The organism is Dactylosporangium sp. CA-092794, assembly GCF_050948465.1.
Taxonomy (GTDB): domain Bacteria; phylum Actinomycetota; class Actinomycetes; order Mycobacteriales; family Micromonosporaceae; genus Dactylosporangium.
This window is the reverse complement of record NZ_CP192044.1, coordinates 1,112,220-1,137,460: the sequence shown is the minus strand read 5'-3', so window position 1 is coordinate 1,137,460 and position 25,241 is coordinate 1,112,220. Positions and strand designations below refer to the sequence as shown.

Below are 25,241 nucleotides of genomic sequence, written 5' to 3'. Positions count from 1 at the left end.
GTCCCCGGCGCACCGGGGCAGGTGCGGCTCACGGCAGCCATGTCGCGCTCGGCACTACGGTGGCCCCACGCTGCGGGAACACCCGGCCCAGGAGGAAGTCGTGCACATCGGGCTCCGGGTCGGCGCAGCAGTCCCGCAGGACCGTCACGCTGTAGTCCAGGTCGAGCGCGTCCAGTGCGGTCGCGAGCACCATGGCGCTGGTGGCCACGCCCGCGATCGCGAGCGAATCGACGCCCGCGGCACGCAGAATCAGGTCGAGCTCGGTGGCCTGGAACGCGCTCACCCGACGCTTGACGACCACGGGTTCATCCTCACGGCGTCCGAGGTGGGGGTCCACCACCGGTCCGGGACCCCCGTCATGGAACACCTCGGCCGCGCTGAAGAATTGGTTGAAGACCACGTTGCGTGGTGACAGGTCGGCGCCGGACGGCCGCAGTGCCGCTACGGCGAACACGATTGGTATGCCCGTGCTACGCGCCCGGGTGAGGACCGCACTGATGTGCGGGACGACTGAGGCACTGAACGGATAGCTGGATGTGATACCAGCCTGGACGTCACCGACCAGCAGGGCTTGGTTCATGGTTGTCTCCCCGGTGTGTGCCCGCCGCGGCGGGCACGACTGATAGGCAGGTAGAGCCGCGGCTGGCGGACCGAGAACATGTGCAGCTGCGACCGCATCTGCTGCGCGGCGTCCAGATCGATGGTGGCGGTGACGATGTCCTCGACGGTGTCTTTGGCTCGCGCCGTGGTCGTTCCGTCCGGGGCGATGATCCGCGACCCGCCGAAGTAGCCGCGTTCGGGGCTGTCGCCGACGACGGATGACATCAGATACCACATGCCGTTCTCGGTGGCCCGGGCCCATGTGAGGTGATCCCAGTAGGCTTCGAATCCCTCGCCGGCGGCGGCAAGATTGATCAGCAGGTCGGCCCCAAGCAGCGCCTGTGTCCGGGCCGCCTCGGGGAAGAAGATGTCGTAACAGATGTGGACGCCGAGTCGACCGATGGGAGCGGCAATCGGGGTCAGATCGGCGCCGGGAGCGTAGTAGGACTGCTCGGCGGAGAGGCCATGGCGATACGGAAAGCTTGCCAGATGGGCTTTGTGATAGGTACCGCACAGCCCGGCTCCAGGCGAGATGACCAGGGCGGTGTTGTGGACATCCAGCGCCGGGCCGTACGACGTGCATCCTATGAGGACGGTGACGTTGAGTTCGGCCGCGAGCTTCTCCAGTTCGTGCACGTGCGGATCCGTCCCGTCCAGGCGGGTCGAATAGTATGCGGCCCAGCGGGAGCTCCCCGGCCCTTGCAGGAACAGCTCACCGATCACGACGAGTTCGGCGCCGCTGCGTGCGGCGGCGCGGATCGCCGTAATGGCGTGCGCAAGATTGCGGTCGCGGGGATCATGCGTCTGCGTTGCCACCTCGAACGCGGCCTGGACAAGACTGACCCGAACGTCACGACGCCGCTGCGGCGCTGCCGGCGGTGGGATGAGCGGGAACGTCACCTGATCTCCTTGCGGTCGGTATGCCGGTTCGCGCGGAGCGCTGCCGTCGCCGGCATGTCGATGGCGGGGCCGTCGGGCGTGACCACAACGCCGTAGTCGCGGGCCGCGCCGGCGACCGAGACCTTCTCGGCGATGACGTCGCGCAGGACGAGGTCCGGGTCGCGGGTGTACGGGTCGCCGTAGCCGCCCCCACCGGCCGTGATGTGACGGTGGCGGGTTCCGCCGCCGATGGTGAGGCTGGGCTTGGTCGCAAGCAGCGTCTGCTCGCCGTCCGGCGTCGTCAACAGGTTCAGGGACGGCGCGCCGGGCAGCCCGCCGTCCAGGCCGTACGACGGGAACCGCCGGCGATCGGATCGCACCTGCAGCAGGGCCGTCTCCTCCAGCAGCAGTACATCACGAAACGTCGACAGCCCGCCCCGGAACCGTCCGGGACCGCCGGTGTCCGGCAGCAGGCCGTACCCCTCGATGCGCACCAGACCGGACCGCTCCAGCTCCTCGATCGGGGTGTTCGCCAGGTTGGCGCCGAGTGAGCTCGCGCCATCGATGCCGTCCTTGTCGGCGCGCGCCCCCCACGATCCGCACATCACGTCCCACACCACTCGCGATGTACCGTCGCCGTCGATCACGCCGACGGCGAGTGAGTTCGGCCCGCCGTCGCCGCCGGCCGGGATTCTTCCGGGAAAGATCTGGGCGAGCACACCGAGTGCCACATCGAGCAGGCGATGGCCGGTGAGCCCGCGGGCTCCCCGGGCGGCAGGTCGTCGTCCCTGCAGGATCGACGCCTCGGGAATGACGAACGACATGGCGCGGTACATGCCGCTGTTCGGAGGCACATCGCCACCGATGGCGGCCTGTACCGCCGCATAGCAGGCGGACTTCGTGAACGAAGCGGTCGCGTTGAGGGCGGACCCGACCTGCGGCGAGGTTCCGGTGAAATCGAACCGGAGCCCCGAGCCCGACAAGGTGGCCTTGACTTTGAGGGTGACGGGCTTGTCGGTGAGGCCGTCGTCGTCGAGGTGGTCCTCGAACTCGTAGCTGCCGGGTGTCGCCTCGGCCAGCGCGGTCCGAAGCCGCGCGTCGGAGTAGTCCAGCAGCTCGTGGCACAGCACCCGATAGCCGGCGAGTCCGTGCTGGGCCGCCAGCCTGCGGATCCCGGCCGCGCCGGTGGTGCACGCGGCGAGCTGCGACTCGAGATCGCCGCGGAACAGCTCGGGTTCACGGACGTTGCGCAGGATGATGCGCAGGATGCCGTCGTCGAGCCGTCCGGCCGCGACCAGCCGGGTCGGGGGCAGTTGGAGACCTTCGGCGAAGATCGTCGTCGACTGCACCGACATGGAGCCGGGGGCCCAGCCGCCGATGTCGGCATGGTTGGCGACGCAGACGGCGAAACCGGCCAGCTCGCCGAGGGCGAACACCGGCATGACCGCGAACACGTCCGGCAGATGCATGCCCCCGTCGTCCGGATCGTTGAGGATGTAGACGTCGCCGTCGCCGAGGTCACCGCCGAAGGCGCGCAGGACCGCGGCCATGGCCTCGGGAATCGATCCCAGGTGGACCGGGATCGTGTTGGCCTGTGCCACCACGTTGCCGTCGGCGTCGCACAGGGCGGCGGAGTAGTCCATGCTCTCGGCGACGATCTGCGAGTGCGCCGTGCGCAGGATCGTGATCGCCATCTCGTCGGCCAGTCCCGACAGCGTGTTCTTGAAGACTTCGAAGACGACCGGATCGGTGACGACGCGCGTGCCGGTCATGCCGCTTCGTCCTTGCCGTCGGCGGGCCAGTCGATGACGATGTTGGACAGCGGGTCCCGGTGATAGCTGGCACCCGGCGGCACCAGTACCGTGGAGTCCATATCCTCGATGATGGCGGGGCCGGGAGTCGGCGTGCCCGCGACGCGGTCGCGTGTCGTCACCAGAGTGGTCCTTTCCTCGTCGAACCGGCATGTTCTCGTCGTGTCCTCCCGGCGCACTGGTTCGGTATCCGGGGTGAGGATGGAACGAATCGCCAGATCGCTGGTCAGCTTGGCAATGACGCGGACGTTGACGATCTGGACGAGGGCGTCGGATCCCGAGCGACCGTAGGTGCGGCGGTGCTCGGCGTGGAACGCCTGCCGGCACCGGGCCATCGCCCGTTCGTCGACCTGGCCGGGCGGCATCGGGATGCGCAGCTCGAAGCGCTGTCCGCGGTACCGCATGTCCAGCACCCGTTCCGTCGTCAGGCCCTCGAGTGAGGCGTGGTACTCGCCCAGGTCGGCGCGGAGCGCGGCCTCCATGTCCGCCACCTCGCGGGCCAGGGCCGCGACATCCTGATGCTGATCGGTGAAGGGCCGGACCAGGTGGCGTTCGGTGTCGGCGGTCAGCAGTCCCACGGCACTGAACAGGCCCGGATACCGTGGCACCAGGACGCGGCCGATGCCGAGGGCCTTGGCCAGGTAAGCGCCGTAGAGCGGCCCGGCACCGCCGAAGGCGACCAGCACCGAATCACGCGGATCCCGCCCGCGCTCACTGGTGACCGCCTTGACGGCCCGGGTCATGTTGCTCACCGCCACCTCGTAGGCGCCCCGTGCGGCGGCGACGGCGTCGATGCCGAGTTCGCCACCGACGTCCGCCAGCACCTTGCGGGCGAGCTCCGCCGAGATCTCGACCCGCCCGCCGGCCAGACCAGAGGGGCTCAGGTATCCCAGGACGACGTTGGCATCGGTGAGCGTCGGCCGGTCGCCGCCCCGCCCGTAGCAGGCCGGGCCCGGAAAGGCGCTGGCGCTGTGCGGTCCGGCGTGCAGTGCGCCGGCGGTATCGGCGTGGATGATGCTCCCGCCGCCGGCCCCGACCTCGGCGATGTCGATCGAGGGAAACCGGATGACGTAGCCGCCGCCCTTGCTCAGGCCACGAGCGATGTTCATCCCGCCACCCACCTCATAGTCCGCCGAGATGAACGGCGTGCCGTTCTCCAGCAGGGATGCCTTGGCGGTCGTACCGCCCATGTCGAACGCGACGACGTTGCTCAGTCCAAGACTGCGGGCGAGATGCTGTACCGCGATGACGCCGGCCGCCGGCCCCGACTCGATGATCTGGACCGGCTGCCGGACCACCGCGTCGGCATCGAGAAGACCACCGGCGGATTGCATGACGAGCAGCGGTGCCCGGACTCCGCGAGCGCGGAACCGGGTCACCAGTTCCGCGACGTACTCATGCACGACCGGCCCTACGTAGCTGTTGACGACGGCGGTACTGGTCCGTTCGAACTCGTGCATCTCTGGCGACACGTCGACCGAGGCGGTGACGAACAGGGACGGGGCGTGGGCCCGGACCAGCTCGGCCACCCGCCGCTCGGCGTCCGGCCGGGCGTAGGAGTTGAGCAGGCAGACGGCCACCGCCTGGACGTTCTGTGCCAGCAGGTAGTCGACCAGCCGGAGCACATCGTCGTCGGTGGCGTCGGCGAGGACGCTGCCGTCAGCGGCGATGCGGAGGGGGAGCTCGACGCGCAGATGGCGGGCCGCCAACGGTTCGGGCTTGACCCATTGCAGGTCGTACAGGGAGGGGCGGCGCAACCGGCCGAGCTCGAGCACGTCACGGAAGCCGCGGGTGGTGATGAGCCCGGTTCGGGCGCCGGCCCCCTCCAGGATGGCGTTGGTCGCCACCGTTGTGCCGTGCAGGACCGCGATGAGATGCGCCGGGTCGGCCCCCACGTCGGCACACAGCGCGTCGAGCGCGGTGACCACACCTTGCGCGAAGTTGGGTGGTGTCGACAGCACCTTGGCGGTGTGCGTCTCGGCGTTCGGCCCGAGCAGGATGACGTCGGTGAACGTGCCGCCGATGTCGACGCCCAGCCGCCAGGCGGGGCCGGGGGACTCGGTGGAATCCGGGTTGGCTTTCACGCGGCCAGGATCCTTTCAGTTGTGCGCTGCGGCCCGCCCCGGACGGACGAGCCGGCTGAGGGCCTTACCCAGGTCGTGCAGGTCCTCGGCCTCGCCCCCGAACAGCAGCCGGGCGTGGTCCGCGGGGCCGTGGAAACCGTCGCCGGCGACGGCGGCGATTCCGTGGTCGAGCAATCGGTTCTCCAACACCCGGCCCGCGACTCCGAGAGGCCGGAAGTCGACGAGCATCGCCGCGCCCGCACCCGGACGAACGACCCGGAATCCGGCCGCCCGCACGAGGGTGAGGAGCGTGTCACGCTTGGCCGGGTAGGCATGGAGGTACCGATCGATCCAGACCCGCGGCCCGGTGATCGCCGCGACCGCCGCGGCCTGGGGAACGGAGCCCACGTTGATGCCATCCCACTCGAAGCACCGGTGGACGGCGTCGATCAGATGCTGCGGACCGTGGACATAGCCCACGCGCCAGTCGGCGAAGGCGTAGTTCTTGCTGAGGCTCTGGATGGTGATGATGCGGTCGTAGTCAGATCGCCGGGTGGCCACGGACGTGAACGGACCGTCGTAGACGTAGTGGCTGAACGACTCGTCCGCGATCAGGATCACGCCTCGTTGCCGAGCGAGGTGCACGACGGCGTCGATCTCCGCACTGGTGTGCAGCCGTCCGGTCGGGTTCACCGGGTTGCACAGCAGGATCGCCCGGGTTCGGTCGGTGACCGCATCGGCGATGGCGTCCAGGTCCAGGGCCCAGTCGTGTGCCGCCGGGCGGCAGGCGACGTGACGCGGTGTCGCGCCGCATCGTGCGATCGGCCCGTCGAAGAAGTACGTGGGGACGGGGACAACGACGTCGTCGCCCGGATCGCAGAAAGCGCCCAGGGTCACGCTGAGGCCGTGGGCAGCCCCGTGCGTGATGATGAGCTCACGGTCGGGGTCGACCTCGACGTGGTCGCGGTCGCGGAGCATCTCGGCGACGGATCGGCGCAGCTGCGGGGTCCCGCGCGAATCGCGGTCATGCGTCCGGCTGAGCTGGGCCAGGACCGCATCCACGACGTGCTCGGGCATGGCGACGTTGGGCGCGCCCGGCATGCGGATGAGGCGAACGCCACGACGCGCCGCGCGCTCGGCCAGTTCCAGTGCGGGCAGACGGTCCAGGTCGTATCGGCGACTCATGCCACCTCTCCCGGGAAGTGGCAGGCGACACGGTGCGGGCGTTGCCCGGCGCCGGGGAACGGGTCGTCGCCGGCGCAGACGGCTCGGTCGGTACGAACCCTGGGCCCAACCGGGCAGCGGGGATGGAAGTGGCATCCCGCCGGCGGGAACGCGGGGTCGGCAGGCTCCCCCAGGGCACGCAGGCGCTCGTCGGCGTGACTGCCCGGAATCGCGGCCAGCAGCGACCGAGTATAAGGGTGCTGCGGCGCGCGGAAGAGCGACTCGGCATCCGCCAGCTCGACGATGTGGCCCAGGTACATGACCGCCACCTCGTCACACACCTGCCGTACCACCGCGAGGTCGTGAGATATGAACAGTGCGGCGAAGCCGAGCTCGGCCTGTAGCTGGGTGAGCATGTCGAGGATGGCGGCCTGGATGGAGACGTCGAGCGCCGCGGTGACCTCGTCGAGGATGAGCACCTTCGGATCGACCGCAAGGGCACGGCCGATGGCCACCCGCTGCCGCTGGCCGCCGGACAGCTCGTGCGGAAACTTCCCGATCATCTCCGCCGGAAGGTGCACGAGCCGCGCGAGTTCGTCGGCGGTGCGTTTGCTGTCTACGAGCTGAAGTGCCTCGGTGAACATGCGGCCGACGGTCATGCGCGGGTTGAGGGAGGAGAACGGATCCTGGAAGACCATCTGCACGCCGTGCGCCTTGCCGCCGCCGGGACGGCCGATCGATCCGCCGGCCGGCCGGACCAGGCCGCTCACCGCGCGCGCGACGGTCGACTTGCCCGATCCGGACTCCCCGACGAGACCCAGGGTCGTGCCGTGAGCGATCTCGAACCCCACGTCCCGTACGGCATGGACGATGCGCCGGCCGCGGCCGAAGTCGACGTTGAGACCGGTGACGGTGAGCGCGGTCATCACGTTCTCGCCTCGGTCAGGGCACCGGCGGACGGGTCCGGCGACGGCCGGGCCGGCGGGCGGGTGCGCGGATGGTCGATCGACGGCACCGCGGCGAGGAGCTGACGGGTGTAGGGATGCCGAGCCGTCTCGAGGTCGCTGACCCGGAGCCGCTCGACGATCTCTCCCCGGTGCATCACCAGCACCCGGTCGCAGACCTCGCGGATCACGCCGAAGTCGTGCGAGATGAACAGGATCGCCATGTCGTGCTCACGCTGCAGGGTCTGGAACAGTCTGAGGATCTGCTGCTGGATCGTCACGTCGAGGGCCGTCGTCGGTTCGTCGGCGATGAGCAGCGCCGGCCTGACCATCAGGCCCATCGCGATCGCCACCCGCTGGCGCATGCCGCCGGACAGCTGGTGCGGGTACATGCTCAGGACCCGTTCGCCGCCGGTGATCTGGACCTCTGCCAGCGCCTGCAGCGCCGCGTCCCGCGCCTGTCCGCGCGAAATTCCCGTGTGGTGCCTGATGCCCTCGCACATCTGCGGCCCGATCCGCATCGTCGGCGTCAGTGCCGACATCGGGTTCTGGAACACCGTTGCGACCTTGGTGCCCATGACCCGCCGGAGTGCCCCGTCGAGATCGCCCGCCAGATCCGTCCCGTCGAGCTCGACGACGCCGGCACCGACGACCCCCGGCCGGGGGACGAGGCGGGCGATCGCCGACGCCGTCATGCTCTTGCCGCTTCCGGATTCACCGATGATGCCGACAACCTCCCCGGCGGCGACGTCGAAGGTGACGTTCCGCACGACATAGGCGTCGCCGTCAGCGCCCGGGAAGCAAACGTTGAGATCGACGACGCGCAGCCGCGTGGCGGGAACCGGGCGCCCGTCGGCCGGTCCGGCCGACGGGGCCGGTCCGGCCGTCCCGCGAGCCTTGCCGGATGCCCGTTTGCCGGCATCCGCGGTCCAGCGTTGCGGATCCATGGCCAGGGCACCGGCTTCGCCGATGAACGCGAACAACACGCCGACAACGGTGATCGCCAGTGCCGGGCCGAGCACGACAAGCGGCGAGGTGAAGATGCGTTCGAGGTACTCCGCGAGCAGACTCCCCCAGTCGTATGCGGGAGGTTGCACACCGAGGCCGAGGAAGCTGAGCGCGGACAGCGCGACCATGGCCTCGCCGATGCCGGTGGTGGACTGGATCCACAGCGGCGCGGACACATTCGGCGCGATGTGGCGGCTGAGCCGTCGCATCGGTCCCACGCCGAGCATGCGGGCGACATGGACGTAGTCGCGACCGGCCACGGCGGTCACCAGATTCAACATGGTACGGGCGAACAACGGCGCGTACGCGAGAGCGACGGCGACGACCGCGCTCAGCGTCGACTGGTACAGCACAGTGCTGACGAACAGCGCGACGACAATGGGTGGAAACGCCAGCCAGAGATTCAGCACAAGGGTGACCCCGCGCCGCGCCCGCGACCCGGTGAGGCCGGCCGCCAGACCGAGGGCGTAGCCCAGGACGGCTGCCAGCAGGATCGACGTGGTCGCCAGCAGGATCGTCGATCGGGTCGCCGCCACCACTCGGGCGAGGACGTCGCGACCCAGGTCGTCGGTCCCGAGCAGGTGCGCCCAGCTCGGGTCGGTGCGAGCCAGGAGCGGGTCGGTCCGGGCCGCCGCGTCGCCGGCCACGACCGGACCGGCAATGACCGCGACCAGCAGAAGGCCCAGCACGAGCACGGCCAGGCGTCCCGATTTCGTACGGGCAAGGGCGGTGAGCGGACCGCGGCCCCGGGATGTGCGCGCGGCGGTCACGATGCGGCCCGGATCCGCGGGTCGAGGACGAACAGGACGACGTCGACGATCGAATTCACCGCGAGAACGCCCACCCCGATGAAGATGATCGCGGTCTGCAGGACCGGAAAGTCGCGCGTGTTGATCACGTGCACCATCTCCGTGCCCAGCCCGGGCCACTGGAAGACGTTCTCGACGATGACGCTGCCACCGAGGAGATAGCCGAACATGACACCCCCGATCGTCAGTGCGCCGGTTACGACGTTCGGCAGGACGTGCCGAAGATAGAGGCGTGTGCGTGGCAACTGCTTGCTTCGCACGGTGCGGACGAAGTCACTTTCGAGGACGCTGAGCGCCTCCACCCGTACGATTCGGCAAAGCACGGCGGCGGCCGGCAGGGACAGCGCGGTCACCGGCAGGACCAGCGAGGAAGGCCCGTCCGCGCCGGCGACCGAGAACAGTTCGAGGGTCACGGCGAACAACGCGACCAGGCCCATCGCGAGCACGTAGGAAGGGACGGCGGCGAGGAATCCGGTCACCGTGGTGAAGGCATGGGCGAAGCCGGAGCGACGCTCGCCCTGGGTGACCGCCGCCGCGACGAGACCCGCAACGACGCTCAGCACGGCGGTCACGACCATGCTCGTACCCGCCAGGACCGCGGTGTGCCACGCACGATCGCCCAGCACGGATGTGACCGGCTCACCGGTGAACGAGGAGCCGAAGTCGAAGGTGAAGATCCGCCGGATGAAGTCGAGGTAGCGGACGTAGAACGGATCGTCCAGGCCCAGGGCGGTGCGCGCCCGAGCGATGTCAGCCTCGGACGCGTCGCCGCCGAGCAGACGTACGACGGGGTCACCCGGCATGGCCTGCACCAGGAGGAACGAGGCCGTCGCCAGCAGGAGCAGTCCTCCGGCGAGCCTGACCAACAGCTTGCCGGCAAAGCTCGCGTAGGTGGTGATCGATCGCGGCATGGATGGCTCTACTTCGACGATGCCCGCAGGCTGGTCGGCTCGATGAACGACCGGTACGGTTCGAATTGCAGGCCCTTGGAGCTGATGTAGTGGGTTGCGTCGTAGTACTCGGGGACCATCGAGACCTGCTCGTTGATCGCGGTCTGGGCCTTGGCCCAGACGGCGCAGGTCTGTTCCGGGTCCATGTCGTAGGCCTGCTTCGCCAGTTCGTTGTACGCCGCATTGGCCAGGTAGGAATAGTTCGGCGACTTCGGTGACGTCAGGAACGGCGAGATGATGGCGGGGTTGAACACGCTCGTCCAGGCGCCCAGCCAGACGTCATATGTGCCTTGGGCACGCCGGTCGATCCCGGTCTTCTGGTCGACGTTGTCGACATTGACCTCGATGCCGAGCGCGTTCCACGCGTTGAGCACGTAGTCCGCGATCGGCTTGTTGCCGGCACCGGCCGGGCCGGTCACCAGGAGGTTGATGGCCAGCTTCTGACCGTTCTTCGTCCAGCCGTTCCCGCTCTTGGTCCACCCGGCGCCGGTCAGGAGCGACGGAACCTGCGCCGTGTCGTACCGGACCAGGCCTTCGTCGGTGACCTCACGCTGGCAAGGCGACTGAGGCAGCGCGACGCTGTTGCTGAGCTGGTCCGCGGAGCCCGTGGCTATCTTGGCCAGGGCGGCCCGGTCGACCGAGGCCGCCAGCACCCGACGCACCGCCACGTCCTGGATCGGGCTGGACTGCTTCAGGAAATTGAAATGCATGTAGGTCGCGGACGCGGGCACCACCTTACTGGCGAACCGGTCGCCGGCGAGCCGGTCGTAAGCGCCGCGAGCAGTGAAGATCCCGAGGCTCAGCTCACCGCTCAGCATGAGGTTCGCCGCGGTCGTCTCGTTGCTGACGACGCTGATCTCGACCCGGCTGGGCAGGTCTTTCGATGTGGCTCCGCCCGGCCCCCAGGTGTAGTCGTCGCGCCGCTGGAACGTGTAGGACTGCCCGGCCTTGACGTCCACGAGCGTGTATGGGCCGGTGCCGAACGACGCCTCATTGAGTTTCTCCGGATGTTGCAGCCCCTCGGGACAGATCATGCCGGGGTATGCGGCGAGGTTCGACAGCAGCGGACTGAACGGGGCGGGCAGTGCGAGCGTGACGGTGCGTGCTGCCGCGTCGAAGCTCACCTTGTAGGTCGTCGACCCGAGGAACGACGCGGTGAACGGAACCTTCGCGGCGGGGTCCTTCAGTCGTTCGAAGTTCGCGGCGACGGCGGCGGCGTCCATCGCAGCACCGTTGCCGCACGTGATCCCGTCACGGATCTTGAACGTTGCCGTGGTCGGCGTCACGTCCCAGCTCTCCGCGAGCTGCGGCACGACGCCGTTCGGGCCGTCCGCGACAAGGGTGTCGTAGGCCATCCGCATCATTGGCCGTCCCCAGCTGCCGGGGCTGGTCTGCGGGTCGAGGACTCCTGGATCGGTAGGTATCTGCAGAACGGGCGTGCCGCCGGCGCCAGTGGAGGACCCGCCGCCCCCACCGCAGGCGGCCGTGGCGATCAGCACTGAGCCGGCCACGGCAACGATGCGCACCAACCTCATGTCTCTTCCTCTGCTCGGAAGCCCAGCCGACCTGCGACTGGGGTCGCCTGGGGTGACCTCGATCACCGGAGGAGTAGACAATAACCAGAACGGTTGGGATATGTACAGCCGCTGTCTAAGATATTTAACCGAGGTTGGCCACCCTCATGAGATCCGCGGGCTCGCCGAGACGAGGCGGCGATCACCCATCGAGTCAACCGAGCACGCCGCCCGAGCAGCCGCTGCCGTACCTCCGCCAGGCGATCTCGGACCACGTTCCCGCGTGAAGGTCAAGGTTCCGGCCGGACCGCGGCGTCCGGCTCAACGGGGCCCTCGACAGCTCGGCGATCGACGTGGCCGTCTTCATCGACGACGCGAGCACGACTGACGGACGGCGAGCCAGCGGGCGTGCTGCCACCGCATGAGGCCTGTTCGCCTGGACCGGCCTGCCGCCGGTGCAGCCGGAGTCGCTGCACATCCGCTGCCGAACCGGGATTGTGGCTGCAGTTCGACTGGAGCGACGGCCCGCGCATCGGCGGCCGGAAGACGAGCCTGTTCTGCGCGTGGCTGTCCTGGTCACGGTCCCGGGTGGTGATCCCCACCTGGGACCAGACGTTGGGCACGTTGATCGCCTGTGTGGACGCCACGCCGCGGCGGATCGGCGGGGCGACGACGTATCTGCTGGGCGACAACGCCCGCACGGTCACCGTGGAGCATGTGGCCGGGGTCGCAGTGCGCCACCCGATGGTGGTCGCCGCGGGCCAGCGAGCAGACCGTGAGCCGTCTCACCCGTGCTGTCCGATCCCACCCGATGCATCCCGACCAGCGGCGGAGCACACTGAGTCTCTCACCCGTGCCGGACCGTTGCCAGCATGCCAGACCGTCCTGGCTACACATCTGGCTACAGTTCGCGCCCGGACCGTTCAGAAATTCTGGCGACGGGCGCGGTTACCGGCGCACCAACGAGCGAGTGTCGAGTTCGAACGTAAAGGGACGATCGGCGGTCAACGTCTCACCGCCCTTGGCGATCGCGTGCTCCACGTAATGCCGGCCGCTGAGACGGTTGAGCCGCAACGTCAGCTCGCCGACCGGCTCGTGCTCGACCAGCAGGTACCACCCGATTCCGGCGGCCGCGTAGAGATCCATCTTCAGCACCCGGTCCATGGCCGCGTTGCCGGGCGACACGATCTCGCCGATCAACGGAACGCGCCGAGCATCCGCCGTGACCGCCTCTTCGTCCGTGTCCACGACGGCCAAGTCGGGAATCACGATACGACCAGTGTTGAGCCTCACGTTGATCGCCTCGTAAACGGACAGACCCGCAGCCGAGGCACCCACGTCCAGCGCATTGGCCAGCCGACGCGAGAGCCGCTGATGACTCATGCTCGGCGCCGGACTCACGACCAGGCTCCCATCGATCAACTCGATCCTGTCCGCAGTCTCACCCAGCGCAAGGTACTCGTCCTCGCTCCACGGCCCAACGTGGTCAAGCACGTCCACACTCATGCCTTGACCCTCCAGAAGCCGACTGACGCAACCCACCGAGCCTAACGCCTGAGCAGCACACGGCACGCAACAGTTCCACCAGCCGCACGCACCGCGCCCAGCGCGCCCACCGCAAGCAGCGTGGGTTGGAGGGGGTGCGGGTGGAGCGAAGCTCCCACTGGGGAGCGAGCGAGAGGAACGCGGAAAACCCCAAACGGCAAGGGCCACGTCCGCCGGCATGGTGTATGAGCTTGGCGTGTCCGTCACGGACCGGCACCGATACGTCCTGGTGCGCCGCGTGCGGCCGGGGTGCTGGCCCGCAGCCGCCGTGGTCTGCCCCGCCCGGCACCGGCCAGCGCCACGCGGAAAGCGGCACCGCTGGCCGCCATACCCGCCGGCGACCAAGCGGTGCCCGGCCCACGCGCCCCAAGACCCGGGGTGAGCACGATCGGCGATCACGTCCTACACGTCGGGCAGCTGCACGCCGCGGGCACGGCGCAGGACCAGAAGTCTCCGTGATCATGCGAAACCCGGGTCGACACCAACGGTTTTTCATGATCGTGGAGTGCTGATGTACCCCCGTGTACCACAAGTCTCCGGGATCATGACAAACCCGGTGCGCGGCCACCGAGGACATCATGATCCCGGAGACATACGTCCGCCCCTGGCCGCGCGGATCGCAGGTTGCGCCCGACGGGTGCGACATCCGCACCAGTTCGCCGCGCCGCCCCGGGGCACGGGTCTGCCGGCCTTGGCACCACGGACGTGGCAGGGAGGGCCGTCAAGGCCCGACCGGTGTCTGGCGGGAGCAACGGCCCGGTGTTGCACGAACCCGAGCAAAAAAGAAGCGACCGCAGGTGACCCACAAACCGCAAGCCGCCCGGGTTTGCGGGGGGGGCGGGGTGGCGCAGCCCCCCGCCTGGAGCGAGCGAAGCGAGCGCGAGGAATGCGGAAACCCCAAACGGCAAGGGGCCCCTGCCACGAAGCAGGGGCCCCTAAGGGTTGTAGCGGGGACAGGATTTGAACCTGCGACCTCTGGGTTCTGAGCAGACCTTGAGCCGTCTCAGGCGTCACGGGACGTCGCACCGGTGACCGCTGACCTGCGGCCTCAGCCTCGAACCGTCTCACCCGTCACCCTCTGTCCCGGATGTGTCAGGGCGTTCTGGCTACACTTTTGGCTACAGTCACGGGCTGGCTAAGCCCGACCCTACCCACGTCGCCTGCTTCGGATCCCACCGCCCGGCCGCTGTCCCCGCCAGGATCGGGTCGAGCATCGCCTTCACCAGAGCCATCGCGGCCGGAAACCGGCCGAACTCCTCCAACTGAGGTACTTCGGTGGCTTTCGCCTCGTATCCGGCCGGCCACAGCGGCCCCGGCGCCACGAAGGCCGCCGGCAACCCAATGCCGCGACGCGCCGTCTCCGACAGCAGCGCGTGCCGCAGGTCAGCAGCCACGGGCTGCTGCGTACGCGCGATCAGTACGAGGTCGACCAGGTCCTTGTACCGGCTGGACACCGACACTGCTCCACCGCTGCGGGCGTGCGTTTCCAGACACGCCGTTACTTTGTCGGCGATGTGGTCAACGAGCGGATATGCGCGGTAGTTCACCCGGAGGAGACCGGGGATGTCCACCGCCACCAAGGGCGGCACCGCCTCCGGCAATGCAGTCATCGACTGCCCTACGACCAGATCCACCGAGAATGCCGCGAACGGCCGTCCACCCAGCCCGGTTACCACGGCGAAACGCAGACCCTTGTCCCCCACGAGCGGAGCCGCCGGCCCGATCTCGAACACGAAGAAATCGCCCACGCTCCGCTCAGCGGCAGCACGGAACGCCCGTTCTGCCTCATCAAGGTCCACCGTGGACTGCCGGGACAAGTCGATGTCCTTGCTGTGCCGCGCCACGTCCAATCGGGCCAGCAGCGCGGCAGCACCTTTGAGCACCCATCGATCGGCATCCGGCGCGCTGAACACCCGGGCCAGTAGCCGATCGTAGGCGAACTGCCGATGCAACTCGGTCACGGTGAACGGAGATGCGACGGCCAGCCTCTTCAACCGATCCGTCAAGGCGGCGCGCAACGCCGCCGGCGACGCGTACGGAAATGGACCTGTCACGCAGCATCACTCAGCAACTGATTTGCCAGCGCCGCACCGTCACCGGCGTGGTATCTGCGTGCGAGAGGGGCCACCGCCGCCGCGATCCGGTCCACCGTCGTCAACCCTCGGCGCACCGCCTGCACCGCGATCGTGGCTACCGCGCTCCCGTCCTCATGCCCGTCCAGCAGATCCGCCACGATCCGATGCGCCCGAGTCACCGGCAACCCGCCGACGACCTCTCGGTCTCCCGGTGGGACCTGGCGCAGATACATTCGCACATCCCGCCGCCGGGTCTGCGTTCGTACCGGAACGCTGAACTCGTGAGTATCGGCGATCAGGTCCCCCAGGTCGTACAGCTCGGCAGCAGACCGGTGCGACACCACCGCCACGCGATCAGCCTGCACTCGCTGCCATGCCGGTGCGAGCGGGTCGAGTTGCAGCCACGCCGCCCGCAGATCGAGGTGACCCGGATCCGATCCCCCAGCGATCCGATACACGCCGTGTGCCACACGCACCAGCGCCCCCGCCGCAACCAGCCGGGCGAACGTTGCCGGTGGCACTCCCGCGGCAAGAGCCTGCGCGCGAGTCACCAGTCCCCACTGGTCCTCGGCAACCTCGACAGCCAACCGAGCCAGCACCTCAACCGCCGACACACTGCAAAGTGTATCAAATACGGTCCCAACGCAGGGCTACACGGTTACGAGATGTGGATGGGCGAAGTTCCCCGCTGGGGAGCGAGCGCGAAAACGCGAAAACCGCGCACAACGGTTCCCGGGTTTGAGGGGCATGGGTGGAGCGGAGCTCCCCACTGGGAAGAAGCGAGCGAAGCGAGGCCGTGCCGCACGAGCGAAGCGACGTGCGGCATCGGGGGGTGCGGGGTGGCGCAGCCCCCCGCCTGGAGCGAGCGAAGCGAGCGCGAGGAACGCGGAAACCCCAAACGGCAAGGGGCCCCTGCCACGAAGCAGGGGCCCCTAAGGGTTGTAGCGGGGACAGGATTTGAACCTGCGACCTCTGGGTTGTGAGCACACCTTGAGCCGTCTCACCCGACGCAACCAGTAGCACGATGTCCCGCTCTGGCAGCTGCAACAGGCTCCCGGTCGTCTCATGCGTTCCGATCCGTCGCAGCCGTTTGAAGACGCCCTGGCTACACATCTGGCTACAGCGAGCTGACGGTCAGGCGGCCGCCCCGCCAGGGTGCCGTTCCAGATACTCGTCGATCGCGCGTCTGATGAGCCCCGAGCGTCCGCCCCTGTCGTTGCCGGCGAGCGCGTCGAGCCGCTCAACAGTCTCCGACGGCAGCCGGACGCCGGTGACAATCATCGGAATCTCGGCCGGAGCCGGTCCCAGCGCCGGACCGGGCACAGCGTCACGCAGCAGCTCGGAGATGTCCCCGCCACCGTCGAAGTAGGCCACCAACTCATCCCGGCTCATCGTCCGGGGGTCTCGGTACACACTCATCGAGTCCCCTCCATCCACAGCTTGATCTCCTCCGGAGTGGCCGGCCGCGCCGCCAGGATCGCATAGCTGTTGACCTTGCCGATCCGCTCGCACATCACGACGATCACCCGAGACGTATCCGCCAGCCCAGCAACAGCCAGCAGCAGCGTGCCGATCCGATGCTCAATCCGTTGCGACGAGTAGAGCGCATCCACGACCTCGCGCTCGGTCACCCCGTTGCGGGCCGCACTGCCCTTGCCAGCATCGGTCCAGCCATACTCCCGCTCCGCCACCCCAGCAGCGTATAACGCGTCAAACGCCGCCCACCACCCGAGCCGCGCGGAGGCCGGACCGAACGCGGGTGAGCAAGGGGGTTGAGCGAGCGAAGCGAGGCTGTGTCGCACGAGCGAAGCGAAGTGCGGCATCGGGGGGCGCGGGGTGGCGAAGCCCCCCGCCGGGGAGCGAGCGAAGCGAGCGCGAGGGTGCTACAACCCAAAACGGCAAGGGGCCCCTGCCACGAAGCAGGGGCCCCTTAGGGTTGTAGCGGGGACAGGATTTGAACCTGCGACCTCTGGGTTATGAGCCCAGCGAGCTACCGAGCTGCTCCACCCCGCGTCGGCTTGTTCACATTAGCGCACGCTCGTCCCGAGTTCCAAATCGCCTGGACGCGATCGTGTTGGTCGTCACCCGGGCCCCGGCTGGAGGCGGTGGGACCCGGGTGACGAAGGTCCGGTCAGCCCGAGGAGGGCGCGGAAACCGACGGTGAGGCGCCGGCGGAGGCCGACGGGCTCGCTGAGCCGCTCGGGGACGGGGTTGCGCCGGCGGCCTTGGTCGCGGCCTCGTACTGCCCGATCGCGTCCTGCAGGGCCTTGAGGGCCTTGCCGTACGCCTCGAAGTCGCCCGACTGCTGGGCCGTCTTGAGGTCGGCGATCGCCTTGTTCATGTTGGCTATCGCCGCCTGGACCTCCGGGGTGCCGGGCTGGTTGCTGGTTGTCGGCGGGTTGGGCTGGTTCTGGTCCGGATTGTCCGTCTGGGGCACCGGCACCTGGCCGGTGACCTGTTTGACCAGTTGTTCCAGACCGGAGGCCAGGTCGTCGGCGTAGGCCATGTACTTCGGGCCATACGCCACCAGGACCTTCTGCAGGCGCGGGAACGTCGACTCGTTCTTCGCCTTGAGGTAGATCGGCTCGACGTACAACATCCCGTCGGAGACCGGCAGGGACAGCAGGTTGCCGTAGAACACGTCGGAGTTCTGGGAGCTGAACTGGGTCAGCTCCTTCCGGGCGTCGGGTATCGACGTCATCGTGCCGTGTGTCTGGTTCGGGCCCTGGATCGCCGTGTTGGCCGGTAGCTCCAGCACCTGGAAGGTGGGCTGGCCGTTGACGTACGACGCCGACATGATGGCCGCCAGGTTGCCCCGCTTCCGCGGCACCATCGCGGCGGTGAGCTGGAAGCGGGCCGAGTCCTGGCCGGGCAGCTTCGCGACGATGTAGTACGGCGGCTGGTCGGCGGTCGAGTTCGCCGGATCCTTCGGTACCTCCCAGAAGTCCTGACCGGAGAAGAACCCGTCGGGCGAGGTGACGTGGAACCGGCTGAGCAGGTCGCGCTGGACCTTGAACTGGTCCTCGGGGTAGCGCATGTGGTCCATCAGGGCCGGGGAGATCGCCGAGCGCGGCTTGACCAGCTTGCCGCCGAACGCCTTGTTCCAGGTCTTGAGGACCGGGTCGTTGTCGTCGAAGGCGTACAGCGTGACCTCGCCGGTGTACGCGTCGACGGTGGCCTTCACCGAGTTGCGCAGGTAGTTGACGTCCTGGCGGGGCTCGGGGAAGACCCGGCCGGCGGTCGAGGAGTCCTGGATCGCCGTGTTCCAGTCGATGCGCTGCGAATACGGGTAGGTCGCCGACGTGGTGTAACCGTCGATGATCCACAGGATCTTGCCGTCGACGACCGCCGGGTAGGCGTCGCTGTCCAGGGTCAGGAACGGCGCGATGTTGCGGACCCGGGTCTCCGGGTCGCGCACGTACATCACCTTCGAGTGATCGTTGAGCACGCTGGAGAGCAGGAAGTTCGTCTCGCGGAAGTACGAGGCGAAGAGCAGCCGGCGCCAGAAGGTGTTCACCGCGACGCCGCCGCTGCCGTCGTACGTCGAGTACTGGTCGGTGTTGCCGCCGCCGTCGCCGCCGGTGGGCCGGTCGAACTCGGAGTTGCGGTCCCCCGGCTTGGACTTGCCGACGATCGCGTAGACGTCGCCCATCTGCTCGCCGTAGTAGATCTGCGGGTGCGTGACGGGAATCTGGTCGGCGTCGGAGGAGCACTTCTCGCCGGGCTTGTCCTCCGGCTTGGTCTCCTGGCTCAGGAAGCCCGAGACGTAGAACGGCTGGCCGCTGCAGACGACCTGGCTGGCGGGGGCGGCGACGAACCCGTAGCCGTGGGTGTAGACGCTGTGGCGGTTCTGCCAGTTGTTCTGCTGCAGCTGGTCGTAGCGGATCTCACGGACGCCGACGATGTAATCCTGCGTCTTGCCGTTGATGGTGTACCGGTCGATGTCCAGCTTCGGGTTGAACTCGTAGAAGCCACGGACCTGCTGCTGCTGGGTGTAGGTCTCGCCGACGACGGCGGGGTCGAGCAGCCGGATGTTGTTGACCGTGGCGTCGGTACCGTCGACCAGGCTCTTCGGCGGGTCGGTGTTGTCCGCCTTGTAGGGATCGACCTTGACGCCCTTGAGCCCGTAGGCGTCGCGGGTGGCGTCGATCGCGTACTGGAAGTACGGCGCCTCCTTCTGCAGCTGGCTCGGCTTGACCGTGAAGGACTGCACCGCCGCCGGGTAGATGCCGCCGACCGCGACCGCGGAGAGCGCCAGCAGGCCGAGCGCCAGGCCGGGCCAGATCAGGTTGCGCATGAAGGCGTTGGAGAAAACGATGATCGCGACCGCCACCACGATCGAGATCCACGCGAGGATCTCCTTGGCCGGCAGCAGGGCGTTGATGTTGGTGTACCCCGCGCCGTAAAGATCCTGCGTGGGGAACTTGTCCAGCAGCAGCCCGCGCCGGTCCAGGAAGTAGGCGGCGGCCTTGAGTAGCACGAACACCGCGACCAGGGAGGTCAGGTGGGCGCGGGCCGCGGCGGTCATGCGCTCGCCGGCGCCCTGCAGCCGCACGCCCCCGAAGAGGTAGTGCAGCGCGAGCGAGCCCAGCAGCGCGAAGACCACCGCGGTGAAGGCGACGCCGAGGAGGTACCGCCAGAACGGGTACTCGAACACGTAGAACGACAGGTCGACGTGGAACTGCGGGTCGGTCTGGCCGAACGGGGTGCTGTTGCTGAACAGCATCCAGTCCTGCCAGTGCCCCTGCGCCGACAGCCCGGAGAAGAGCCCGATGAGCCCGGCGACCAGCAGGATCCAGCCGGTCATGTGCGGCAGCAGGAACAGCCGGTAGCGGTCGAGCGCGTGCTGCTCGGCGGAGTGCGGCCGCAGCAGCGGGCGGGTCCGGTAGGCGAGGTAGAGGTTACCGGCGATCACCAGCCCGACCGCCAACCCGAAGATCACGAACATCCAGATCCGGGTCGTGAGGATCCCGGTGAAGACCTGGGGGTACTTCACCTCGGAGAACCACAGATAGTCCGCCCACGCCCCGACCACCCGGTCGAACAGTGTGAACAGCAGGAAGACGATCACCAGGACGGCGATCGTGACCCGGCCCCGCCGGCTCACCCTGGTCATCGGATTACGCATTACCACGGTCGGCTCCGCCCGTTCGCGTATGGAAACTCGTCCAGCGTAGTCATCGGCTACACAGCGTCGGCGTCCGACCGGCCCGCAGTGCCTGCAGGGCGTTCAGCGCATCGTCCAGTGTGCTGACTTTGATCAAGGGCAGGCCGGGCTGCGGGTTGCCCATCGCCTCGGCGCAGTTGCTCGCCGGCGTGAGGAAGACCTTCGCCCCGGCGGCCTTCGCGGCCACCAGCTTCTGCGGGATGCCACCGATCGGTCCGACGTTGCCGTCGTCGTCGATCGTGCCGGTACCGGCGATGATCATTCCGCCGGTCAGGTCCTCGGGCTCGATCGTGTCGATGATGCCCAGCGTGAACATCAGGCCGGCCGACGGGCCGCCGATCTTGTCCAGCTGGATGCTCAGCTGGAACGGGTGCGGCTGGGCCGTGGTCACCTGCACACCGAGACGCGGGTTGCCGTCGTCGCCGGCCTTGGTCGCGAACTCCACCGTCTGGGTCTGCCCGGCCCGGGTGAACTCGATCTTGCGCGTGGTACCGGCCGGCTTGGCGCGCACCAGATCGGTCAGCTTGTTGAGGGAGTCGACCGCGGTACCGTCGACGGACTTGATGACGTCGTCCTTCTGCAGCTTGCCCTCGGCCGGGAAACCGGCGGAGACCTCACTCACGGTGACCAGCACCGGGTAGCCCAGCTCGCGCAGCGCCGCGGTCTCGGCGGAGGTCTGCGACTGCTGGAAGTCGCGGGCGTTGTCCTGGTCGACCTGCTCCTGTGTGCGGTCCGGCGGGTAGATGAGCTCGCGCGGCACCACCGCCCGGTCGTCCTCCCACCAGCCGATCATGGCGTCGAGCAGGGTCAGCTCCGGCTGGACCGACACCGTGGTCATGCGCAGCTGGCCCGTGGACTTGGTGACCGTCGCGCCGGTGACGTTGATGATCGGCCGGCCGCCGGGCTTGCCGGTGTCGGTGCCCAGCGTGTCGTACGTCGGTCCGGGCCCCATCTCGACATACGGCACCCTGACCACGGTCGCCTGCCAGGACAGCACCAACAGCAGCAACGCGCCGAACAGCACGGTGAGCCCACGACGTCTCATGGCGGCGAGCCTAGCGCTCCAAGCCCAATGCACCTGGAAGCGAGTACCGTTGTGGAATGCCCGCAGATATCCCGTTCGGCTTTGGTCCGTCCGGCGGCGACGTGCCGGATCCCAATGATCCGCGCCAGATGCAGCAATTCCTCAGCCAGCTGCAGCAGCTGTTCGCCACGCCCGGCGGCGGTCCGGTCAACTGGGATCTGGCCCGGCAGCTGGCCCAGGCCCACCTGACCGGAGGCGGCCCGGGAGCCGCCATGTCGCAGTTCCCGGTCGGATTCGCCATGCCCGGCGCCCCCGTGCCCACGCCCGGCGAGGCCGACAGCGACGCGGCGAAGCCGGTCGGCGACCCGCCGGTGACCGCCGTGGAGCGCGCCGCCGTCATCGAGGCGCTGCGCCTGGCCGATCTGTGGCTCGAGCCGGAGTCCGCGCTGCCGTCCGGCGTGCGCTCGACCGCCGCCTGGACCCGCGGCGAGTGGCTCAACCAGACCCTGCCGGTCTGGCGCAAGCTGTGCGACCCGGTCGCGGCCCGCATGGTCTCGGCCATGACCGAGCTGGTCCCCGAGGAGATGCGCGCCCAGATGGGCCCGATGACCTCGATGGTCGCCTCGCTCGGCGGCGCCCTGCTCGGCGGCCAGCTCGGCACCGCGCTGGGCTCGCTCGCCGCCGAGGTGCTCTCGGCCGGCGACATCGGCCTGCCGCTCGGCCCGGCCGGCGCCGCCGCGCTCGTGCCGGCCAACATCGCCGAGTACGGCAAAGGCCTGGAGATCCCCGACGACCAGGTGCGCCTCTACGTCGCCCTGCGCGAGGCCGCCCACCAGCGCCTGTTCGGCCACGTGCCGTGGCTGCGCGGGCACGTGTTCGCCGCCGTCGAGGCCTACGCGGCCGGCATCCACGTCGACCGGGACGCGGTCGAGGAGGCGATGAGCCGCATCGACCCGGCGACGCTGGGCAGCGACCCGCAGGAGCTCGTGCTGGAGGGCATCTTCACGCCCGAGGACACCCCGCAGCAGCGCGCCGCGCTGGCCCGCCTGGAGACCGCCTTGGCGCTGGTCGAGGGCTGGGTCTGCCACGTGGTGGACCGGGCCGCCGGCGACCGGCTACCTGACGTCGTGCGCCTGTCGGAGGCGTTCCGCCGCCGCCGCGCCGCGGGCGGCCCGGCGGAGCAGACCTTCGCCGCCCTGGTCGGCCTGGAGCTGCGCCCGCGCCGCCTGCGCGAGGCGACCGCCCTGTGGAGCGCCCTGACCGAGCACCGCGGCATCCAAGGCCGCGACGCCCTCTGGGGCCACCCCGACCTGCTGCCCGACGAGGAGGCCTTCGCCGACCCGGACCTCTTCGCCCGCACCCAACTCGACCTGGGCGACCTGGGCTTCGGCGAAGAAACCGGCGAAGACCCGAAGCCCTAACTCCCGCGCCGAGCCCGCACAAGCCCCACACCACCGCGTCACGTCCGGCGCGGTGGAGAGACGACCACCCAACCCGATCGATCGCGTTGGCCGGCGCGAGGCAGCGGCCGGCTGGGCGGGCGCAGCGCCTACCCGCGCCGCGGCCCCCGGCGCAAACTAACCAAGGCCCACCCGCCCGCCACGCACCGACGCCGGCACCTGCGCCGGACACGAACGGCGATCCCGCCAGACATCGGTCACTGCCCGCCGCGCAACACAGGCACATCGACCGAAAGTCTCCGCGATCATGCGCTACCCGCCCCGACACCACCGGTTTTTCATGATCACGGAGCACTGATGTACCCCCGTGTACCAAAAGTCTCCAGGATCACGACAAACCCGGTGTGCAGCCACCGCACACATCATGATCACGGAGACATACATCCGCCCCGCCCGGCGCACCACCGCCGATGCCCACCGCGCCGAAGGCGCAACAAGCCACCGCACCCAAGACGCCAGGGGCGCGCAGCGCAGCAAAAGTGGCCGCGCAGCGGCCATGGGGGGTCTGGGGTGGGAACCCCCCAGGCACAGCGCCGCGACGAAGTCGCGCGTGGCTAGCTTTCGGACCCCAACCAAACGCGCCAAAGGCGCAACAAAAAACCCCAACCACCGCGCCAAAGGCGCAACAAGCAACCCCAACCACCGCGCCAAAGGCGCAACAAGCCACCGCACCCAAGACGCCAGGGGCGCAAAGCGCAGCAAAAGTGGCCGCGCAGCGGCCATGGGGGGTCTGGGGTGGGAACCCCCCAGGCACAGCGCCGCGACGAAGTCGCGCGTGGCTAGCTTACGGCCCCCAACCACTGCGCCAAAGGCGCGACAAAAACCCCAGCCACCGCCCCGAAGGCGCAACAAAAGACCTAAACCACCGCGCCGAAGGCGCAACAAAAGACCTAAACCACCGCGCCGAAGGCGCAACAAGCAACCGCACCCAACGCAGCACGGGAAGAAGTGGCCGCGCAGCGGCCATGGGGGGTCTGAGGTGGGCCCCAGGCACGCCCGAGCAAAGCGACAGGCTAACTACCGCTCAGCAGGGCCCGAGTGGCCTCCCAGCCGTCCAGCCCGACGTCGAGCCGGCGCAGGTCGTCGGGACCGCGCAGCCGGTGCCAGCCGGGCGCGGAGGCGACCAACGTCGGCTCCGGGGCCGGCCGGCGGGCGGTGACCGCATCGCCGGTCTCGCTGTCCAGTTCGGGCAGCCACACCGGCAGCGGCAGGCGGGCGGCGGCGGCGACGATGCCGCCGTCGTGGGCGGGGGCGATCGCCAGCGCCCGGGTCGACAGTGGGCGCAGCAGCTTGCCGATCAGCATCGCGGGGAGGTCGGGGGCGTCGGCGAGGATCACCGCGGCCTTGTCGTGGCCGTCGGCGGCGGCCGCGGCGAGCGCGGCGCGGATGGTGGGCTTCTCGATCTCGTAGATGCGGGTCGAGGGCCAGGCGATCTTGGCGGCCAGCGGCAGGTCGGCCGGGGTGGCGGCGATGGCCGGCTGGACGCGGGGCAGCGGGGTCAGCAGGTCGACGAGGTCCTCGGCCATCGCGGCGCGCCAGGCGTCGGGGTCGGTGCCCGGCGGAGCCCAGGCGACCGGCACGAGCAGGGCGACGACGGCGGCGACCGTCATTCCGTGATCCCCAGACCCGCTGCCGCCGACACCCCCTCAAGATACCCCCGGGCGCGCTCGGCCTTCGGGTACCGCGCGACCAGCGCCCAGAAGGCGCTGCTGTGGCTGGGAATGACCAGATGTGACAGCTCGTGCAACAGTACGTAGTCGATGACCCAGTCGGGCATCTCCTGCACGCGGTGAGAAATGCGAATGGTACCGTCTGCCGGCGTGCAAGATCCCCAGCGACCGTTCTGGTTCTGCACCCACCGCACGCTCGCCGGACGGGCGGCCGCGGGGTGATCGGGCAGGTAGCGGGCGGCAAGGCGCTGCGCGCGGGCGGTGAGTTCCCCGTCGGTGCGGCGCACCCGCTGCTCGCGGGCGGCGAGGCGCTCCAGCATGCGATCGACCCACTCGCGCTCCTCCGCACGGGAGAACTGGGCCGGTATCAGCACGACCACCCGCTCGCCGTCGCGATAGGCAGACACCGTGCGTCGGCGGCGCTTGCTGCGCCGCACCTCGATGACCGGCTTGCGCGTCATGCCGGCCCCCCTCGGGTACCGCTCACGGGGGAACGCTAGCCGGAAGCGGCCATCTCTTCGCAAGGGCCAATCTCGCAGAGGGTGCCCGTAAGTCACC

The 25,241-nt window shown here is 69.0% G+C and carries 20 protein-coding genes and 1 tRNA gene; 1 reads left to right on the top strand and 20 read right to left on the bottom strand.

Features of this window, described 5'->3' with window-relative positions; translation table 11 throughout:
* Nucleotides 1-28 precede the first annotated feature (28 nt).
* The 18 genes from ACQPXD_RS04970 to ACQPXD_RS04885 all read right to left on the bottom strand — a co-directional run bounded on the left by ACQPXD_RS04970 (nucleotide 29) and on the right by ACQPXD_RS04885 (nucleotide 21,574).
* The gene (locus ACQPXD_RS04970) at nucleotides 29-580 is read right to left on the bottom strand and encodes a cysteine hydrolase family protein (protein WP_432835252.1); all 552 of its coding nucleotides are present in this window, start codon (nucleotides 578-580) and stop codon (nucleotides 29-31) included.
* Nucleotides 577-1,500, bottom strand: coding sequence for a carbon-nitrogen hydrolase family protein (locus ACQPXD_RS04965; RefSeq protein WP_432835250.1), 924 nt, complete (start codon nucleotides 1,498-1,500; stop codon nucleotides 577-579). Before ACQPXD_RS04965 ends, ACQPXD_RS04970 begins: the two co-directional genes overlap by 4 nt.
* Entirely contained in the window at nucleotides 1,497-3,251 is a 1,755-nt protein-coding gene (locus tag ACQPXD_RS04960) for a hydantoinase B/oxoprolinase family protein (protein ID WP_432835248.1), read from the bottom strand. Before ACQPXD_RS04960 ends, ACQPXD_RS04965 begins: the two co-directional genes overlap by 4 nt.
* Nucleotides 3,248-5,374 (bottom strand): hydantoinase/oxoprolinase family protein, encoded by a 2,127-nt coding sequence (locus ACQPXD_RS04955; protein WP_432835246.1) that lies wholly within the window; start codon nucleotides 5,372-5,374, stop codon nucleotides 3,248-3,250. The genes ACQPXD_RS04960 and ACQPXD_RS04955 overlap by 4 nt, the downstream gene beginning before the upstream one ends.
* Before the next feature lie 15 nt (nucleotides 5,375-5,389).
* Complete coding sequence (locus ACQPXD_RS04950) at nucleotides 5,390-6,538, bottom strand: pyridoxal phosphate-dependent aminotransferase (RefSeq protein ID WP_432835244.1); 1,149 nt, start codon at nucleotides 6,536-6,538, stop codon at nucleotides 5,390-5,392.
* Nucleotides 6,535-7,443, bottom strand: coding sequence for an ABC transporter ATP-binding protein (locus ACQPXD_RS04945; RefSeq protein ID WP_432835242.1), 909 nt, complete (start codon nucleotides 7,441-7,443; stop codon nucleotides 6,535-6,537). Before ACQPXD_RS04945 ends, ACQPXD_RS04950 begins: the two co-directional genes overlap by 4 nt.
* Nucleotides 7,443-9,005: a dipeptide/oligopeptide/nickel ABC transporter permease/ATP-binding protein gene (locus ACQPXD_RS04940; RefSeq protein WP_432843647.1), complete on the bottom strand. Its 1,563-nt coding sequence runs from the start codon at nucleotides 9,003-9,005 to the stop codon at nucleotides 7,443-7,445. Before ACQPXD_RS04940 ends, ACQPXD_RS04945 begins: the two co-directional genes overlap by 1 nt.
* A gap of 230 nt (nucleotides 9,006-9,235) precedes the next feature.
* Complete coding sequence (locus ACQPXD_RS04935; protein ID WP_432835240.1) at nucleotides 9,236-10,189, bottom strand: ABC transporter permease; 954 nt, start codon at nucleotides 10,187-10,189, stop codon at nucleotides 9,236-9,238.
* A gap of 8 nt (nucleotides 10,190-10,197) precedes the next feature.
* Entirely contained in the window at nucleotides 10,198-11,763 is a 1,566-nt protein-coding gene (locus tag ACQPXD_RS04930) for an ABC transporter substrate-binding protein (RefSeq protein WP_432835238.1), read from the bottom strand.
* Nucleotides 11,764-12,032: 269 nt separating this feature from the next.
* Nucleotides 12,033-12,449: a hypothetical protein gene (locus ACQPXD_RS04925; protein WP_432835236.1), complete on the bottom strand. Its 417-nt coding sequence runs from the start codon at nucleotides 12,447-12,449 to the stop codon at nucleotides 12,033-12,035.
* A 241-nt stretch (nucleotides 12,450-12,690) separates the two neighbouring features.
* Nucleotides 12,691-13,248, bottom strand: a complete 558-nt coding sequence (locus tag ACQPXD_RS04920) for a Uma2 family endonuclease (RefSeq protein ID WP_432835234.1) — start codon at nucleotides 13,246-13,248, stop codon at nucleotides 12,691-12,693.
* Between the two features lie 1,163 nt (nucleotides 13,249-14,411).
* Complete coding sequence (locus tag ACQPXD_RS04915; protein ID WP_432835232.1) at nucleotides 14,412-15,341, bottom strand: nucleotidyl transferase AbiEii/AbiGii toxin family protein; 930 nt, start codon at nucleotides 15,339-15,341, stop codon at nucleotides 14,412-14,414.
* Nucleotides 15,338-15,976, bottom strand: a complete 639-nt coding sequence (locus ACQPXD_RS04910) for a type IV toxin-antitoxin system AbiEi family antitoxin domain-containing protein (RefSeq protein ID WP_432835230.1) — start codon at nucleotides 15,974-15,976, stop codon at nucleotides 15,338-15,340. Before ACQPXD_RS04910 ends, ACQPXD_RS04915 begins: the two co-directional genes overlap by 4 nt.
* Nucleotides 15,977-16,496: 520 nt before the next feature.
* Entirely contained in the window at nucleotides 16,497-16,736 is a 240-nt protein-coding gene (locus tag ACQPXD_RS04905; RefSeq protein WP_432835228.1) for a CopG family ribbon-helix-helix protein, read from the bottom strand.
* 41 nt (nucleotides 16,737-16,777) lie between these two features.
* A complete protein-coding gene (locus ACQPXD_RS04900; RefSeq protein ID WP_432835226.1) occupies nucleotides 16,778-17,053 on the bottom strand; it encodes a hypothetical protein in 276 nt (91 codons plus the stop codon).
* A gap of 248 nt (nucleotides 17,054-17,301) precedes the next feature.
* Nucleotides 17,302-17,375, bottom strand: a tRNA-Met gene (locus ACQPXD_RS04895).
* Between the two features lie 118 nt (nucleotides 17,376-17,493).
* Entirely contained in the window at nucleotides 17,494-20,478 is a 2,985-nt protein-coding gene (locus ACQPXD_RS04890; RefSeq protein ID WP_432835224.1) for a UPF0182 family membrane protein, read from the bottom strand.
* Between the two features lie 61 nt (nucleotides 20,479-20,539).
* Nucleotides 20,540-21,574, bottom strand: coding sequence for a YlbL family protein (locus ACQPXD_RS04885; protein ID WP_432835222.1), 1,035 nt, complete (start codon nucleotides 21,572-21,574; stop codon nucleotides 20,540-20,542).
* A gap of 56 nt (nucleotides 21,575-21,630) precedes the next feature.
* On the opposite strand from ACQPXD_RS04885, the gene ACQPXD_RS04880 reads away from it, so the two are divergent.
* A complete protein-coding gene (locus tag ACQPXD_RS04880) occupies nucleotides 21,631-22,974 on the top strand; it encodes a zinc-dependent metalloprotease (RefSeq protein ID WP_432835220.1) in 1,344 nt (447 codons plus the stop codon).
* A 1,052-nt stretch (nucleotides 22,975-24,026) separates the two neighbouring features.
* Here ACQPXD_RS04880 and ACQPXD_RS04875 read toward each other — a convergent pair.
* Nucleotides 24,027-24,623, bottom strand: a complete 597-nt coding sequence (locus tag ACQPXD_RS04875) for a DUF2064 domain-containing protein (RefSeq protein WP_432835218.1) — start codon at nucleotides 24,621-24,623, stop codon at nucleotides 24,027-24,029.
* The gene (locus ACQPXD_RS04870; RefSeq protein ID WP_432835216.1) at nucleotides 24,620-25,144 is read right to left on the bottom strand and encodes a M48 metallopeptidase family protein; all 525 of its coding nucleotides are present in this window, start codon (nucleotides 25,142-25,144) and stop codon (nucleotides 24,620-24,622) included. Before ACQPXD_RS04870 ends, ACQPXD_RS04875 begins: the two co-directional genes overlap by 4 nt.
* Between the last annotated feature and the right edge of the window lie 97 nt (nucleotides 25,145-25,241).